Origin of the sequence: Streptomyces sp. 351MFTsu5.1 (assembly GCF_000383655.1) — a bacterium.
GTDB classification, from domain to species: Bacteria; Actinomycetota; Actinomycetes; order Streptomycetales; family Streptomycetaceae; genus Streptomyces; species Streptomyces griseorubiginosus.
Window position 1 is genome coordinate 65,099 of sequence record NZ_KB911801.1, and the last position, 15,821, is coordinate 80,919.

Here is a 15,821-nt window from a genome sequence, read left to right on the forward strand (position 1 = left end):
GCGGCGAGCGGACTACGGACGCAGGGTGGGCTCCCGCTCCACGTCCCGCACGTCCAGCTTGCGGTCGAACTTCGCGAGCGGCTTGGCCTCGGTCACGGCCGTGGCGGACACACCCGCCCAGGCGAGGATCCTGGCCGTGGCCAGCGCCTTCTGGTCGGCGACCAGACCGGCGACGTTCGCCCCGTGGTTCATGCCGGGCGCGGTGAACACGTACGCGTCCTTCGCGCCCTTGTCGACGCGGAACCGCTCCGCGCCCCACGGGTCGTTCTGGCCGTAGACGTACAGCATGTGCCGGGCGTTGTGCCGCACCCAGGTGTCCACGTCCCGCATCGCGTACGGCTGGAACGTCGTCGGGATGCTGCGCGGGACGAAGTTGCGCGGCGGCTGGTAGCCGTAGCGGATGTACTTCTTCTCGATGTGCGGGAACCTGATCGTCGGCGCGCCGAGCTGGGTGGCCGCCTGGTAGTAGTACGGCGTGTACGTCTCCAGGCCCTGGTCGGCGTAGGCGGAGAAACCGGAGATCGTGTCGATCGAGTTCCAGATCTGGTCGTCGGTCGCGGTCTTGGCGTCCGGCGGGATCAGCTCGTCGTCACCGCAGTTGGCGAGCAGGTTGTACTGCCAGAAGCCCCAGACGTAGTCGAGTACGACGGCCTCGTACGCCTTGTCGAGGCTGCCGATGGTGGTGAAGGTGAGGCCTTCCGCCGTCGCGTAGTCGGCGTACTTCTTCTCCAGGGACTCGCGCCGGACCAGGGCCTCGCGCTGCACCGCGTTCAGCCGGTCGCGGCACTCCGTGGTGCCGACCTTCGCGAAGAACCGGTCGTAGGCCGAGTCCTCGTCGTTCACCACGTCGTTGGGGGCGACGTACGCGACGACGCCGTCCATGTCGTGCGGGTAGAAGCGCTCGAAGTAGGTGGCGGTCATGCCGCCCTTGGAGCCGCCGGTGGCGATCCAGTTCCTGGTGTAGATCTTCTTCAGCGCCTTGAAGATGCGGTGCTGGTCGCTGGCGGCCTGCCAGATGTCCAGCTTGGACCAGTCGGCCGGGGCGGGCCGGGACGGCGTGAAGAAGCGGTACTCCATGGAGACCTGGTTGCCGTCCACGATCTGGGTCGGCTCACTGCGGCGAGGCGTGGTGGAGACGTTGTAGCCGCCGGTGTAGAAGACCGTCGGCCGGCTCACGTCCTTGTGCAGCACGGTGATGCGCTGCTGGAACGTGCCCTTGGACGGGTGCCGGTGGTCGACCGGCTGGGTGTAGTTGAGCACGAAGAAGCGGTAACCGGTGTACGGCTTCTCCTCGATCAGGCTCATCCCCGGAACGGCGAGAAGCTGATCCTTGATGTCGGTGGTGGCACCGGTGCCTTTGGCCCCCGGCTCGGCGGCGGTGGCCGCGCTCGCCGTGCCGACCGTGCCTATGAGCACGACCAGCGTGAGAAGCCATCTGAGCGCCTTGCGCATGCACCCTCCCCTGTGAGTACAGATGTCCGCCGGACGCTAGCGGCGCAAGTGCGGTCCGCACCAGGGGAGATGGGGCCTCGATGGGGAAAACCCTGTGAGGAATCTGTGCGTCAGAGCCGGATCCAGCCCTCGGTGTCGAACGTGCCCCGGCCGACCGCGCCCTTGATCCACAGCTTGCGCTGCCCGGCGTGCACGGTGACCGGGCCGGCCCGGTACTTGTACCGTCCGGCGTCCTCGACCGGCTGGAGCGCGTAGGCGCGCAGGCTGACCCGCATGTACTGCCGTGCGCCGGGGCGCTTGGGCAGGGTGACCGCGCAGACGTAGCCGCCCCGCCGGTACACCTCGACGGTGCCGGTGTCGAACGGGAACGTCCGCACCTTGCGCCCCTCGCACGACGAGCCCGCCGCCTGCGCCTGTCCCGGCACCGCGACCCCGAGCACACCGGCCGCCACCGTCACGGCCAGCCCCACCGCCAGCCGGCGTATCGCTCCACTCTTCACTGCCGTCCCTCCCGCAGCTTTCGGGCGTACAGGTGTACGGACGCACAACCTATGTCCGACGGTTGCACACCCGACAGCGCCCCACCCCCACCGGGCCCCTCACGCCGCCGCGGGCGTGTCCTCCCCCACGAACGTCCGCCACAGCTCGGCGTACCGGCCCTCCAGGGCGAGGAGTTCGTCGTGGGTGCCGTCTTCGACGACTCTGCCGTGGCAGAGTCTCTTGATGTCGCCCTCGCACCGCTCGGCCCCGGGGGGCCTCCCGGGCAGCGCACGACGGCCGGGCTCCGCCCGGCGCTCCAGTCGGCCCCGATTCCCGCGCCCCCTCACGCCGCCGCCGGCTCGTCCTCCCCCACGAAGGTCCGCCACAGCTCGGCGTACCGGCCCTCCAGGGTGAGGAGTTCGTCGTGGGTGCCGTCCTCTACGACTCTGCCGTGGTCCATGACGACCACTCGGTCGGCTCGGGCGGCGGTGGTGAGGCGGTGGGCTACGACGAGGGTGGTGCGGCGGCCCGCGAGGCGGTCGGTGGCCTGGTTGACCTGGGCCTCGGTGGCGAGGTCGAGGGCTGCCGTGGCCTCGTCGAGGAGGAGGATGTCCGGGTCGACCAGTTCCGCCCGGGCCAGGGCGATCAGCTGGCGCTGGCCCGCCGAGAGGTTGCGGCCCCGCTCGGCGACCTCGTGGAGGTAGCCGCCCTCCAGCGTGGCGATCATCTCGTGGGCGCCGACCGCGCGGGCCGCCGCCTCGACCTCGGCGTCGCCGGCGTCCGGGCGGCCGTAGGCGATGGCGTCCCGGACCGTGCCCTGGAAGAGGTACGCCTCCTGCGGGACCACGCCCAGGCGGTGGCGGTAGGAGGTGAGGTCCAGGGTGCGCAGGTCGGTGCCGTCGACCGTCACCCGGCCGCCCGTCGGGTCGTAGAACCGGGCCACCAGCTTCACCAGCGTGGACTTGCCCGCGCCCGTCTCACCGACGAACGCGACCGTCTGGCCCGCCGGGACCTTCAAGTCGATGCCGCCCAGCGCCTCCTCGTCGTCGCCGTAGGCGAAGTGCACGTTCTCGAAGGCCACTTCGCCGCGCAGGGAGAGGACCTCCAGGGGCTCCTCGGCCGTCTTCGTGGACGTCGGTTCCTGGAGCAGCTCCTGGATGCGGCCCAGCGAGACGGTCGCCTGCTGGTAGCCGTCGAAGACCTGGGAGAGCTGCTGGACCGGGGCGAAGAACAGGTCGATGTAGAGGAGGTAGGCGACCAGGGCACCCGTGGTGAGGGTCGCCGCGTCCACTCGGCCCGCGCCCGCGATCAGGACGGCGGCCGCGGCCACCGAGGACAGCAGCTGCACGAACGGGAAGTAGATCGAGATCAGCCACTGGCCCCGGATCCGGGCCTGGCGGTAGCTGTCGCTGCGCTCCGCGAAACGCCGGCCGCCGTCGCCCTCGCGCCGGAACGCCTGCACGATCCTGAGCCCGGACACCGACTCCTGGAGGTCCGCGTTGACCAACGAGACGCGCTCCCGGGCCAGTTCGTACGCCTTCACGCTCGCCTTGCGGAAGAAGTACGTGGCGACGATCAGCGGCGGCAGCGTCGCGAAGACGACCAGCGCCAGCTGCACGTCGATCACCAGCAGGGCGACCATGATGCCGAAGAAGGTGACGACCGAGACGAACGCGGTGACCAGACCGGTCTGGAGGAAGGTCGACAGGGCGTCGACGTCCGTCGTCATCCTCGTCATGATCCGCCCGGTCAACTCCCGCTCGTAGTAGTCGAGTCCGAGCCGCTGGAGCTGGGCGAAGATCTTCAGGCGGAGCGAGTAGAGGACGCGTTCCCCGGTGCGTCCGGTCATGCGGGTCTCGCCGATCTGGGCCGCCCACTGGACGAGCACCGAGAGCAGGGCGAGCAGGGTCGCCGTCCAGACCGCGGCCATGGCCATCCGCGAGACACCGTCGTCGATGCCGTGCCGGATCATCACGGGCAGCAGCAGGCCCATGCCGGCGTCCACGGCGACCAGGCCGAGGCTGATCAGCAGCGGGCGCCCGAAGCCCCGCAGCAGCCGGCGCAGGCCGTACGACTCCTCGGATGTGACCGCGCGGGCCTCGTCGACGTCCGGGGTGTCGGTGGCCGGGGGCAGCGCGTCGACCTCGGCGAGGAGTTCGGGGGTGGCCGGGGTGCCGGCGAGGGCTGTGTCCTTGCGCTCGCGGTCGCCGGTCCACAGCCGGGGCGTGACTCCGCGCTCGGCATCGAACTCGGCGTCCAGCTCCTCCCGTACGGAGGTGTCCTCCCGGACGGCGACCGGCTGGGCGTGGCCCGGCGAGACCCCGCCGAGGCCGTCGGGGTCGGTGAGCAGACGGCGGTAGAGGGCGGAGCGCCGCTCCAGCTCCTCGTGGGTGCCGACGTCGGCGAGGCGGCCGTCGTCCAGGACGGCGATGCGGTCGGCGAGGTTCAGGGTGGAGCGGCGGTGCGCGATGAGGAGGGTGGTGCGGCCCTCCATGACCTGCTTGAGCGCCTCGTGGATCTCGTGCTCGACCTGGGCGTCCACGGCGGAGGTGGCGTCGTCGAGGACGAGCAGCCGCGGGTCGGTGAGGATCGCCCGGGCGAGGGCGACGCGCTGGCGCTGGCCGCCGGAGAGGGTCAGGCCGTGCTCGCCGACCTTGGTGTCGTAGCCCTCGGGGAGTTCGGTGATGAACCTGTCCGCCTGGGCGGCGCGGGCGGCCTGCTCGATCTGCTCCTGGGTCGCGTCGGGACGGCCGTAGGCGATGTTGTTGCGGACCGTGTCCGAGAACAGGAAGGAGTCCTCGGGGACCAGGCCGATCGCGGCCCGGAGCGAGTCCAGGGTGAGCTCGCGGACGTCGTGGCCGCCGACGAGGACCGCGCCGTGGGTGACGTCGTAGAAGCGCGGGAGCAGGAGCGAGACCGTGGACTTGCCGGAGCCGGAGGAGCCGACGACCGCGAGGGTCTCGCCGGGGCGGATCTCGAAGCTGAGGCCTCGCAGCACCGGCCGCTCGTGGTCGTATCCGAAGGACACGTCGTCGAACTCGACCGTGGCCGGCGCGTCGGCGGGGAGTTCCTTGGTGCCGTCCTTCAGGTACGGCTCGGTGTCGATCAGCTCCAGGACGCGCTCGGTGCCGGCGCGGGCCTGCTGGCCGACCGTGAGGACCATCGCGAGCATGCGGACCGGGCCGACGAGCTGGGCGAGGTAGGTGGAGAAGGCGACGAAGGTGCCGAGGGTGATGTGCCCGCGGACGGCGAGCCAGCCGCCGAGCGCGAGCATCGCGACCTGGCCGAGGGCGGGGACGGCCTGGAGGGCGGGGGTGTACTTCGCGTTGAAGCGGATGGTGCGCAGCCGGCCCGCGTAGAGGCGGCGGCCGACCTCCCTGAGCTTCCCGGTCTCCTGGTCCTCCTGTCCGAAGCCCTTCACCACCCGGACACCGCTGACGGCCCCGTCGACCACGCCCGCGACGGCGGCGGCCTGGGCCTGGGCGTACCAGGTGGCGGGGTGCAGCTTGGCCCGGGAGCGCTTGGCGATGACCCACAGGGCCGGGGCGACCGCCAGGGCGACCAGGGTGAGGGGGACCGACAGCCAGGCCATCACGACCAGGGAGATCACGAAGAGCGCGAAGTTGCCGATCGTCATCGGCAGCATGAAGAGCAGGCCCTGGATCAGCTGGAGGTCGCTGGTGGCGCGGCCGACGACCTGGCCCGTGGACAGCTCGTCCTGGCGGCGGCCGTCGAGGCGGGTGATCGTGCCGAACATCTCGGTACGGAGGTCGTGCTGGACGTCCAGGGCGAGGCGGCCGCCGTAGTAGCGGCGGATGTAGGTGAAGACGTAGACGAGGACGGCGGCAGCGATCAGGGCGCCGGCCCAGGGGGCCATGTCCCGGGTGTGGTCGCCGATGACGTCGTCGATGATCACCTTGGTGATCAGGGGGACGATCGCCATGACGGCCATGCCGCCGAGGGAGGAGCCGAGGGCGAGTACGACGTCCTTCGGGTACCGCCAGGCGTACCCGGCCAGTCGTCGTGCCCATCCCCGTTGCGGTGTCACGCGGGTGCCCTCCGGTTCGTTCGTCGTCCTGATCTACCGGAAGACACCAACGCGGACCGAAGCGGATTTCATCCCTCCGCAACAAAGCCGACGGTCGGATCCGGGTCAGGTCCGGACCCTCAGGTAGTAGAAACGGGTCGTCTGCGCCGCGTTCTGGTTGTCGTCGCTGACCAGCAGGACCTTCAGGCGGCCCTTGTCGTGGCCCGTCACGACCATGCCCTCGATGTTGTCCAGGAGGGGGTTCGGCTGGGGCTGCTTCGCCGTGGCACCGAGCGTCGGGCAGTCGGCGACGTCCGTGAGCAGGGTCTTCTTGATCAGGCGTACGCCGTCCTGGCCCGTGAGGTTCTCGATGCCCGCCGTGTCCGTCGCGTGGCGGGGGTCGGCCAGGTAGAGGCGGACGGTGTTGCCGACGCCGGAGGTGAAGCCGCGTTCCAGGACGAGGAGGCGGCCGTCGGGGAGGGCCTGGACCTCGGGGACGCCGAGGAAGGCGGCGTCGGTGCGGTAGGCGTACTGGGCGGCGGGCCTGAAGTGGTTGTCCCTGGTCCGGGTCCAGGTCTGGAAGCGGACGATGCCGGGCGTGTCGCCGGCGAGGGCGTACTCCATGGAGGCGAGCAGGGTGCGGCCGCCGTTCAGGAGGGTCAGGCCCTCGAAGGTCTGGTTGGAGGTGGCGCGGCCGGCCGGGGCGACGAGGAGGGGGGCCGGGACGGGGAGCCGGTCGAGGATCTTCCCGTCGGTGCTGTAGCGGCGGATCGACGGCTCGGTCTCGGAGGTGACCAGCCGGGTGCCGTCCCGGTCGACCACCAGCCCCTCGGAGTCCAGCGCGGCCCCGTTCTCGTCGGCGAGCGGGACGGCCTTCTTCGGCTGGAGCGTCCGCGCGTCCAGGTCGAAGAGGGCGGAGCGGTCCGAGAGGGCGGCGAGGGAGCCGTCCCGGTCCAGCGCGAGCGCGGAGAGGTTGCCGACGAAGGTGCCGTCGAACGTCGTCTTGTCGAGCGCGTCGGAGAAACGGTCGAGGGAGACGGAGGGGGAGCAGGCGTGACGGTTCGGGACCGCGGCGAGGGCGGGTCCGGCCGCGGTGAGACAGGTCGCCGTGGCGAGGGCCGCGGTGACGGTCGCGAGTACGGTTCTCAGCTGCATGCGCGTCACGGTAGGACGGGTTCGTGACGTCTGGGAGGCGGGGTGGTGAAGGGCGGGGCCGGGCGGGTCGGTGACGCGCGGGACCGGGGGGACAGACCGTGCCGTAGGACCGGGGCCACCGCAGGTGATTCCGGGCCCGTGCACGATCCCCTGCGGGAACGACGCGCGCCTGCGGGCTCGCCGTCCGGGAGTTCGACCATCTGGTGGTGGGCCAGGAGCCGATCGGGACGCGAGCCGCCAGGACCACGCCACCGGCCGGGCGTCACCGCGGAAGAGCACGGCGTCGCCCGGACGGTCGGGTGGGTCAGCTTGCTGCCAGGTCCTTGTGGATGGCCTTCGCCACGCCCTGGATCGTGGTGATGCCGTAGTTCATCGTGCTGTTGCCGTGCGTGAGCACGGTGATCATGTAGTCGTGGCCGCCGCCCGTGAAGGTGCCCACGCTGTGGACCCGCCAGCCGTGCGTGGAGCGCTGGAGCCAGCCGTTCTTGACGTGCCAGGAGACCCCGGACGGGCGGCCGTAGGGAGTGCCCCAGCGCTGCGAGGAGATGACCTGGCCCATCAACTTCAGGATGTAGGCACGGGAGTTGTCGCTCAGGACGCTGTTCTTCGCGGTGATCAGCTTGAGCAGCTTCTGCTCGTCGGTGACGGTGATCTGGGTCAGACCCCAGTAGTTGTTCGCTCCCGGCTTGGTCTGGGTCATGCCGGCCGCGGAGAGGAACCCCTTGATCTTCGTCAGCCCGAGCTGCTTCCACAGCTTGCTGGTGGAGTCGTTGTCCGACTTGGTGATCATGGCCTTGGCGAGAGTGGCCTCACGGTCGGTCAGATACCGGTTGTGCTTCTTCGCGTCCCACAGCAGCGTGGCGAGCACGGTCACCTTGACCACGCTCGCGGAGTCGTAGGCCGTGGAGGAGCGCAGGGTGCACGTGGTGTTGGTCGTACGGTCGTAGAGGCCGACGGCGATCGTGCCGGAGCGGTTGGAGACGGCGGACGTGATGTCCCGCTTGAGTTTGTCGGCGAGGCCCGCCTTGGCGGACGTGCAGCTGACGGTCGGTGCGGTGGCCGCGGCGGCCGGAGTGGCGGCGGCGACGCAGGCGGCCAGCGCACCGGCCGCGACCCATTTCGTGTGTCTGAATATCCCCCGTGTCATGCCCAGTTGACTCCCGGGCCGAGGGGAATGGTTGTACGCATGAAGAATGATTGTGCGAGTCGTTACTTAGCCCTTGGCGTTTTCACAGCAAGACACCAGGTACGCCACAGCCCTCACCCAAACCCCCTTTGCACGATGCCGGGGTGACATCTGCCACCGATCCCCACCCCCACACCGAGACCGTGTCGGCCGACTGGGCACCGCCCACCCCACCCGCCGCACCCCCGGACAGGGCCCCCCGCTGGTCACTGCCCGCGCTGCTCGCGATCCTGGTCCTGGCCGGCGTCCTGTACGGCTGGAACCTGAGCGGCAACAGCCTCAACAGCTTCTACAGCGCCGCGGTCTACAGCGGGACGCAGAGCTGGAAGGCCTGGTTCTTCGGGTCGCTCGACGCGGGGAACTTCCTCACCGTCGACAAGCCGCCGTTCGCGCTCATGGTCATGGGCCTGTCCTGCCGGGTCTTCGGCTTCGGCACCTGGCAGATGATGGCCCCCGAGATTGCGGCCGCCCTCGGCACGATCTGGATCCTGCACGCCTCCGTCAAGCGGTACTTCGGACATGTGGCGGCCACCGTCGCCGCGCTGGTCCTCGCCCTCACCCCGATCACCGTCGCGATCAACCGGGACAACAACCCCGACACCGTCCTGGTCCTGCTGATGGTCGGCGGCGCGGCCCTCGCCCTGCGCGCGGTGCGCACCGACCGGCTGCTCCCGCTGATCGGCTCCGCGGTCCTGTTCGGCCTCGCCTTCAACACCAAGATGCTCCAGGGCTGGATCGCCCTGCCCGCCGTCTTCGCGGTGTACGTCTACGCGTCGAGGCTCGGCTGGAGGAGGAAGGCCCTCAACCTGGCCGTCGCGGCGGTGGCGTTGGCGGTCTCCAGCTTCTGGTGGGCGACGGCGGTCTCTCTCGTCCCGGCCGACGACCGCCCCTACATCGGCGGTTCGACCGACGGCTCCGCCTGGAACCTGATCATGGGCTACAACGGCCTGGGCCGGGTCCTCGGCGGCGAGGGCAACGGGGGCGGTGGGGGCGGGGGCGGCAGCTTCGCCGGGACCGCGGGCATCGGCCGGATGTTCAACGACGTCCTCGGCGGCCAGATCTCCTGGCTGATCCCCTTCGCCCTCCTCGCGCTGGCAGCCGGTCTGGTGCTGTGCGGCCGTGCCCCGCGCACCGACCCGACGCGGGCCGCGCTCGTCCTGTGGGGCGGCTGGCTGGTGCTGCACTACCTGACCTTCGCGCTGGCCGAGGGCACCATGCACCCGTACTACACGACCGCCCTGGCCCCCGCCGTCGCGGCGCTGTGCGGTGGCGGCGGGGTGCTGCTGTGGCGCGCCTTCCGCGGCGGTGACGCGCGCTGGTCCTGGGTGCTGCCGGCCGGTCTCGCGGTCACCGGAGTCTGGGCGGTCGTGCTGCTGCGCCGGGCCACCGGCTGGAACACCTGGCTGTGGCCCGCGGTCGCCGTGCTGACGGTCCTCGCGGTCGTGGGACTGCTCGTCTTCCGTACGGCGGGCTCGGCCACGAGGGTCCGGCTGCTGGCCGTGTCCGTGGCCGCGGCGATCGTGGCGGCTCTCGCGGGCCCGACGGCGTACGCGGTGTCACCGGCCTTCTCGGCCACGAACGGCGGCATGGGCGGCGCCAACCCGACGGCGGGCCCGTCGACCGGGGGCGGCATGGGCCGCTTCGGGGGCGGTGGCAGGGGCGGCGGCCCCGGCGGGCAGCTGCCGGGCGGCACCCAGCAGGGCGGCGGCCGGGCGAACGCCGAGCTCCCCGGCGGCAACGGTTCCGGCGACGGCCAGATGCCGTCCGGCGGCGGAATCGGCGAACTCCCCCGGAACGGCGGCCAACAGAACGACGGCCGGCAGAACGGCACCAACCCCTTCCCCGGCGCCGGTGAGAACCCGGGCACCCGGAACGGCGGCACCGCCCCCGGCGGCACCGGCTCCCCCCGCGGCGGCTTCGGCGGTGGCGGCATGGGCGGCAGCCTCGACAGCGCGCTGATCTCCTACCTGGAGAAGCACCAGGACGGCGCCAAGTGGCTGCTGGCGGTGTCGAATTCACAGAGCGCGGGCCAGTTGGTCCTCAGCACCCACAAGCCGGTCATCTCCATGTGGGGCTTCACCGGCAGCGACCGCGCGATGACCCTGGCCAGGCTCAAGGAACTGGTGAAGAGCGGCGAGTTGCACTACATCCAGCTCGGCGGCGGAGGCGGCATGGGCGGCAACAGCAGCCTCAGCCAGGAAGTCACCACCTGGGTCCAGAAGAACGGCACAGCGGTGAAGGCAAGCGACTACGGCGCGAGCAGCGGCTCCTCGTCGGGAACGACCACCTCGACGATCTACCGCCTGGACCCGTCCGACGTCACCTGACCCAAGAACGGACCAAGACCCGGTCAACGGCCCCCGATCACGCGTCGGGGGCCGTTACGCGTGTCAACTCGCGTAGACACGGCCCGATTTGCCGTTTCGCGTCACTCAATGGACACGCGCCATCCATTTACAGGGCCGCATGCACATGTCACGCTCCCAACTGCCGCCTCCGTTCAACCCGCGTAGATGGGACCCCCTTCATGCTGGCGACACGCATCCGCAGCTGGAAGTCGGTGGCGCTGACCACCGCCGCAGTGCTGGTCGGTCTGGCCGCCCCGGTCGTGACCACCACCCCGGCCGCCGCCACGACGACGGCGTACGACTCGACGTACTACAAGAACGCGATCGGCAAGACGGGGACGAGCCTCAAGTCGTCCCTGCACACCATCATCAGCGCCAACGTCTCGAAGATCTCGTACTCCGCGGTCTGGGACGCCCTCAAGGTGACCGACCAGGACCCGAACAACAGCAGCAACGTGATCCTGCTCTACAGCGGTGTCTCCCGCGCCAAGTCCCTCAACGGCGGGGACGTCGGCGACTGGAACCGCGAGCACGTGTGGGCCAAGTCCCACGGCGACTTCGGCGAGGTCACCGGTCCCGGCACCGACCTGCACCACCTGCGCCCGGCCGACGTCCAGGTCAACAGCATCCGCGGCAACCTGGACTTCGACAACGGCGGCAGCGCCGTCACCAACGGCGGCGGCTCCACCGTCGACTCCGACTCCTTCGCACCGCGCGCCGCGGACCGCGGTGACGTGGCCCGCATGATCCTCTACATGGCGGTGCGTTACGACGGCGGCGACGGCTTCGCCGACCTGGAGCCCAACGAGAAGGTGGGCAACGGCTCCAACCCCTACATGGGCAAGCTCTCCGTCCTCAAGGCGTGGAACGAGGCGGACCCGCCCAGCGCCTTCGAGGAGAAGCGCAACCAGGTCATCTACGACACCTACCAGCACAACCGCAACCCGTTCATCGACCACCCGGAGTGGGTCGAGGCGATCTGGTAGGAGCGCGGCCCGGCTACAGGTGCGTGGCTGCGAACATCCGCAGCACCGCCGGGAGGACGACCACCGAGGGCCCCGGTGCGGCCAGGGCCTTCGCCAGGTCGTCCGCCAGAGTCTCCGGGGTCGTACGGACCCCGGGGACGCCGAACGACTCGGCCAGTGCCACGTAGTCGGGGCGGGACAGCTCCGTCGCCGTGGCCTGGCCGAAGGCGTCCGTCATGTACTCGCGCAGGATGCCGTAGCCGCCGTCGTCGACGATCAGCCAGGTGACGTTCAGGTCGTACTGGCGGGCCGTCGCCAGCTCGGCGATCGAGTACAGGGCGCCGCCGTCTCCCGAGACCGCCAGGACCGGGTGGGAGGGGTCGGCCACCGCCGCGCCCAGCGCCGCCGGGAAGCCGTAGCCCAGACCTCCGGCGCCCTGGGCGGAGTGGAACAGGTTGGAGCCCTTGGCGTCGAACGCCGACCAGGCCCAGTACGCGAGGATCGTCATGTCCCAGAAGGACGGGGAGGTGGCGGGCAGCGCCCGGCGGACGGACGCCAACAGGTCCTGTTCCAGGGTGAGTTCCTGCGCGGCGATGCGCTCCGAGACGCGCGCCAGCACCTCCCGGACCCGGTCCTGAGCCTGCGCGTCCTCCCTCGGCGACACCGTCTCCAGCAGCGCCTGCAGGGCCAGCCGCGCGTCCGCGTGGATGCCCAGCGCCGGGTAATTGGACTCCAGCTTGCCGAGGTCCGCCTCGATCTGGATCACCCGGCCGCGCGGCTTGAACGTGTGGTAGTTGGAGGACAGTTCGCCCAGTCCGGAGCCGACGACCAGGAGCACGTCCGCGTCCTCCAGGAAGTCCGTCGTGTGCCGGTCCTCGATCCAGGACTGGAGAGACAGGGGGTGCGTCCAGGGGAACGCCCCCTTGCCGCCGGGGGTCGTGACGACGGGCGCCTGCACCACCTCGGCCAGCTGCCGCAGTTTCCCGGCCGCGTCCGCCCGTACGACTCCCCCGCCCGCGATGATCGCCGGGCGCTCGGCGCGGGACAGCAGGTCGGCCGCCACCGCCGTCAGTTCGGGGCGCGGCGGCAGCTCCTCCGGGAAGGCGTCGCCGCCCGTCACCACCGGGACCGGCGTCTCGGCGAGCAGCACGTCCTGCGGGATCTCCACCCACACCGGGCCGTGCGGAGCCGTCAGTGCCGACTTCCAGGCCGCCTCGATCGCGGAGGGGATCTGGGACTGGGTGCGGACGGTGTGGACCGACTTGACCACGCCCCGGAACGAGGCCGACTGGTCGGGGAGTTCGTGCAGATAGCCGTGCCGGCCGCCGCCCAGGCCCGCGGTCGGGATCTGGCTGCTGATCGCGAGGACGGGAGCGGAGGCGGCGGCCGCCTCCTGGAGCGCGGCGAGCGAGGTCAGCGCCCCCGGGCCCGTCGACAGCAGCAGCGGCGCCGCCTCGCCGGTGATCCGGCCGTACGCGTCCGCCGCGAAGCCCGCGTTGTTCTCCACCCGCAGACCGATGTAGCGCAGGTCGGAGCGGCGCAGGGCGTCGAACATGCCGAGCGCGTGCTGGCCGGGCAGGCCGAAGACTGTCGTCGAGCCGAGCGCCGCCAGTGTCTCCACGACCAGGTCTCCGCCGTTGCGGCCGGGAGGAGGGTTGAGAGCAGCGGAAATCTGCGCCTCCGTCGGACGGAGCACCAGGTCGTGGTCGTGAGTCACTGCGCGCGGGCCTCTGCAATCTGGCGGGACATGATCGTGGTCAGTTCGTAGGCGGTGTGGGAGGCGGCCACCGAGGTGATCTCCGCGTGGTCGTACGCGGGGGCCACCTCGACGACGTCCGCCGACACCAGGTTGCACGATGCCAGACCGCGCAGGATCTCCAGCAGCTCGCGGGAGGTCATGCCGCCCGCCTCGGGGGTGCCGGTGCCGGGCGCGTGGGCCGGGTCCAGGCAGTCGATGTCGATGGAGATGTAGAGCGGGCGGTCCCCGATGCGCTGCCGCAGCTGGTCGGCGACCTCGTCGGCGCCCCGGCGATAGATGTCCGCCGAGGTGACGATGCCGAAGCCCATCTTCTCGTCGTCGGTGAGGTCCTGCTTGCCGTACAGCGGGCCGCGGGTGCCGACGTGGGAGAGCGCCGAGGTGTCGAGGATGCCCTCCTCCACCGCCCGCCGGAACGGCGTGCCGTGCGTGTACTCGGCGCCGAAGTAGGTGTCCCAGGTGTCGAGGTGGGCGTCGAAGTGCAGCAGGGCGACCGGGCCGTGCTTCTTGGCGACGGACCTGAGCAGCGGGAGCGCGATGGTGTGGTCGCCGCCCAGGGTCATCAGGCGGGCGCCGGTGCCGAGCAGGTCGTCCGCCGCCGCCTCGACGGTGTCGACGGCCTCGTTGATGTGGAACGGGTTCACGGCGATGTCGCCGGCGTCCGCCACCTGCGCGAGGGCGAACGGGGAGGCGTCCTGCGCCGGGTTGTACGGGCGGAGCAGCCGGGAGGCCTCGCGGATCGCGTTGCCGCCGAAGCGGGCGCCGGGCCGGTAGGAGACACCCGAGTCGAACGGGACGCCGACCACGGCGACGTCGGCCCGGCCGACCTCGTCGAGGCGCGGCAGCCGGGCGAAGGTCGCGGGTCCGGCGTAGCGCGGGACGCGGGAGGAGTCGACGGGGCCGCGGGGGGTCTCGGGGGAGCTCATGGTCGTATGCCTTCCTTGTGCTGCTGCGTTCGGTCTACCGGGGTGCCGGAACCGGTTCGGGGACCTCGCGCCCGGCGAGTCGTTCCCGCCAGGCCGCGAGGACCGCGGTGTCGGTCGCCGGGGTCGCCAGGGATACGGCGACGTAGACGACCAGGGAGGCCAGCAGGCCGTAGTACACGGGCTCGTTGGCGAGGATGCCGTAGCCCGCCATGAGGCCGATCACGGCGAGGCCGCCCACGGCCACGGAGGCGAGAGCGCCCTGGGCGGTGCCGCGCTTCCACAGCAGGCCGCCGAGGATGGGGACGAGGAGGCCGCCGACGAGGAGGTTGTACGCCACCGTCAGCGCCTCGACGACGTTGTTGAGAGCGATGGCCGTGGCGATGACGGCGATGCCCATGACGAGGATGAACGCGCGGTTGCCCCGGACCTCGTCGCGTTCGCCCTCGGCGGTCCTTCCGCGCAGCCGCGACCAGATGTCGTTGTTGGCGACGGTCGCGCAGGCGATCAGCGCGCCGGAGGAGGTCGACATCACCGCGGCGAGGGCCGCGGCCAGCACCAGGCCCCGTACGCCGACGGGGAGTTCGTCCTTGACGATGGTCGCGAAGGCGTCGTCCGCGTTGGCGAGGTTCGGGTAGAGGACCTTGGCGGCGGTGCCGATGACGGCGCCGGCGAGGGCGTAGGCGAGGCAGTAGGTGCCGGCGACCGTGCCGCCCCACTTGGCGGTGGTGTCGCTGCGGGCGGTGAAGACGCGCTGCCAGATGTCCTGCCCGATGAGCATGCCGAAGGTGTAGATCAGCACGTAGGTGAAGATCGTCTCGCCGCCGATGCCCAGCGGGTCGAAGTACTCGGTGGGCAGCTTCGCCTTCATCTCGCCGAAGCCGCCCGCCTTGACGACGGCGATGGGGAGGAGAAGGAGCAGGACGCCGATGGTCTTCACCACGAACTGCACCATGTCGGTGAGGGTGATGGACCACATGCCGCCGAGCGTGGAGTACGCGACGACGATCGAGCCGCCCAGGATGATCGCGACGGTCCGGTTCATGTCGAAGAGGACGTCGAAGATCGTGGCGTACGCGATGGTCGAGGTCACCGCGAGCATCAGGGTGTACGCCCACATGACCACACCGGAGATGACCCCGGCCCGGCCGCCGTACCGGAGATCCAGCATCTCGGAGACGGTGTAGACCTTGAGGCGGGCGATGCGGGCGGAGAAGAACACGGACAGGGCCAGCAGGCCGAGGCCGATGGTGAAGACCATCCAGGCGCCGGAGAGGCCGTACCGGTAGCCGAGGCCGACCCCGCCGATGGTGGAGGCGCCGCCGAGGACGATCGCCGCCATGGTGCCGGAGTACATCGCGGGACCGAGGCGGCGCCCGGCGACCAGGAAGTCGCTCTTGGACCTGGCGCGGCGCATGCCCCACCAGCCCATGGCCAGCATGCCGGCCAGATAGACGACGATGACGGTGTAGTCGACGGCCATGAAAGCCCTCCTCCTGCCGGTCTGTGCCTGCCGGTCTGCGTCGACA

Annotated in this window: 11 protein-coding genes; 2 read left to right on the plus strand and 9 right to left on the minus strand. The window is 70.8% G+C overall.

Going from position 1 to position 15,821, the window contains the following annotated elements:
* Nucleotides 1-12 precede the first annotated feature (12 nt).
* The 6 genes from H295_RS0139420 to H295_RS0139445 all read right to left on the minus strand — a co-directional run bounded on the left by H295_RS0139420 (nucleotide 13) and on the right by H295_RS0139445 (nucleotide 8,261).
* Entirely contained in the window at nucleotides 13-1,452 is a 1,440-nt protein-coding gene (locus H295_RS0139420; RefSeq protein WP_020140870.1) for a S28 family serine protease, read from the minus strand.
* 110 nt (nucleotides 1,453-1,562) lie between these two features.
* Nucleotides 1,563-1,952, minus strand: coding sequence for a hypothetical protein (locus H295_RS0139425; protein ID WP_028810171.1), 390 nt, complete (start codon nucleotides 1,950-1,952; stop codon nucleotides 1,563-1,565).
* Between the two features lie 99 nt (nucleotides 1,953-2,051).
* Complete coding sequence (locus tag H295_RS0139430; protein WP_020140872.1) at nucleotides 2,052-2,279, minus strand: hypothetical protein; 228 nt, start codon at nucleotides 2,277-2,279, stop codon at nucleotides 2,052-2,054.
* On the minus strand, nucleotides 2,276-5,980 hold the full coding sequence (locus H295_RS0139435; protein WP_020140873.1) for an ABC transporter ATP-binding protein: 3,705 nt from the start codon (nucleotides 5,978-5,980) through the stop codon (nucleotides 2,276-2,278). The genes H295_RS0139430 and H295_RS0139435 overlap by 4 nt, the downstream gene beginning before the upstream one ends.
* A 105-nt stretch (nucleotides 5,981-6,085) precedes the next feature.
* Nucleotides 6,086-7,114 carry an esterase-like activity of phytase family protein gene (locus H295_RS0139440; RefSeq protein ID WP_020140874.1) on the minus strand — a complete coding sequence of 343 codons (1,029 nt, stop codon included), beginning with the start codon at nucleotides 7,112-7,114 and terminating at the stop codon, nucleotides 6,086-6,088.
* A 304-nt stretch (nucleotides 7,115-7,418) separates the two neighbouring features.
* A complete protein-coding gene (locus H295_RS0139445; RefSeq protein WP_020140875.1) occupies nucleotides 7,419-8,261 on the minus strand; it encodes a serine hydrolase in 843 nt (280 codons plus the stop codon).
* A gap of 143 nt (nucleotides 8,262-8,404) precedes the next feature.
* Between H295_RS0139445 and H295_RS0139450 the strand changes: the two genes are divergently transcribed.
* Both H295_RS0139450 and H295_RS0139455 read left to right on the plus strand, forming a co-directional pair.
* Complete coding sequence (locus H295_RS0139450) at nucleotides 8,405-10,627, plus strand: ArnT family glycosyltransferase (RefSeq protein ID WP_020140876.1); 2,223 nt, start codon at nucleotides 8,405-8,407, stop codon at nucleotides 10,625-10,627.
* Nucleotides 10,628-10,827: 200 nt separating this feature from the next.
* Nucleotides 10,828-11,634: an endonuclease I family protein gene (locus tag H295_RS0139455; protein WP_020140877.1), complete on the plus strand. Its 807-nt coding sequence runs from the start codon at nucleotides 10,828-10,830 to the stop codon at nucleotides 11,632-11,634.
* Nucleotides 11,635-11,647: 13 nt separating this feature from the next.
* Here H295_RS0139455 and H295_RS0139460 read toward each other — a convergent pair whose 3' ends face one another.
* The 3 genes from H295_RS0139460 to H295_RS0139470 are packed head-to-tail and all read right to left on the minus strand — an operon-like array spanning nucleotide 11,648 to nucleotide 15,775.
* Entirely contained in the window at nucleotides 11,648-13,330 is a 1,683-nt protein-coding gene (locus H295_RS0139460; RefSeq protein WP_020140878.1) for a thiamine pyrophosphate-binding protein, read from the minus strand.
* A complete protein-coding gene (speB, locus tag H295_RS0139465; protein WP_020140879.1) occupies nucleotides 13,327-14,295 on the minus strand; it encodes an agmatinase in 969 nt (322 codons plus the stop codon). Before speB ends, H295_RS0139460 begins: the two co-directional genes overlap by 4 nt.
* A gap of 34 nt (nucleotides 14,296-14,329) precedes the next feature.
* The gene (locus H295_RS0139470; protein ID WP_020140880.1) at nucleotides 14,330-15,775 is read right to left on the minus strand and encodes a sodium:solute symporter; all 1,446 of its coding nucleotides are present in this window, start codon (nucleotides 15,773-15,775) and stop codon (nucleotides 14,330-14,332) included.
* Nucleotides 15,776-15,821: the final 46 nt, after the last annotated feature.

Excerpts from the sequence above, each read along its gene's own strand:
- H295_RS0139440 (WP_020140874.1), bottom strand. The coding sequence starts at position 7,114 with ATGCAGCTGAGAACCGTACTCGCGACCGTCACCGCGGCCCTCGCCACG.
- H295_RS0139470 (WP_020140880.1), bottom strand. The coding sequence starts at position 15,775 with ATGGCCGTCGACTACACCGTCATCGTCGTCTATCTGGCCGGCATGCTG.
- H295_RS0139455 (WP_020140877.1), top strand. The coding sequence starts at position 10,828 with ATGCTGGCGACACGCATCCGCAGCTGGAAGTCGGTGGCGCTGACCACC.
- speB (WP_020140879.1), bottom strand. The coding sequence starts at position 14,295 with ATGAGCTCCCCCGAGACCCCCCGCGGCCCCGTCGACTCCTCCCGCGTC.
- H295_RS0139420 (WP_020140870.1), bottom strand. The coding sequence starts at position 1,452 with ATGCGCAAGGCGCTCAGATGGCTTCTCACGCTGGTCGTGCTCATAGGC.
- H295_RS0139445 (WP_020140875.1), bottom strand. The coding sequence starts at position 8,261 with ATGACACGGGGGATATTCAGACACACGAAATGGGTCGCGGCCGGTGCG.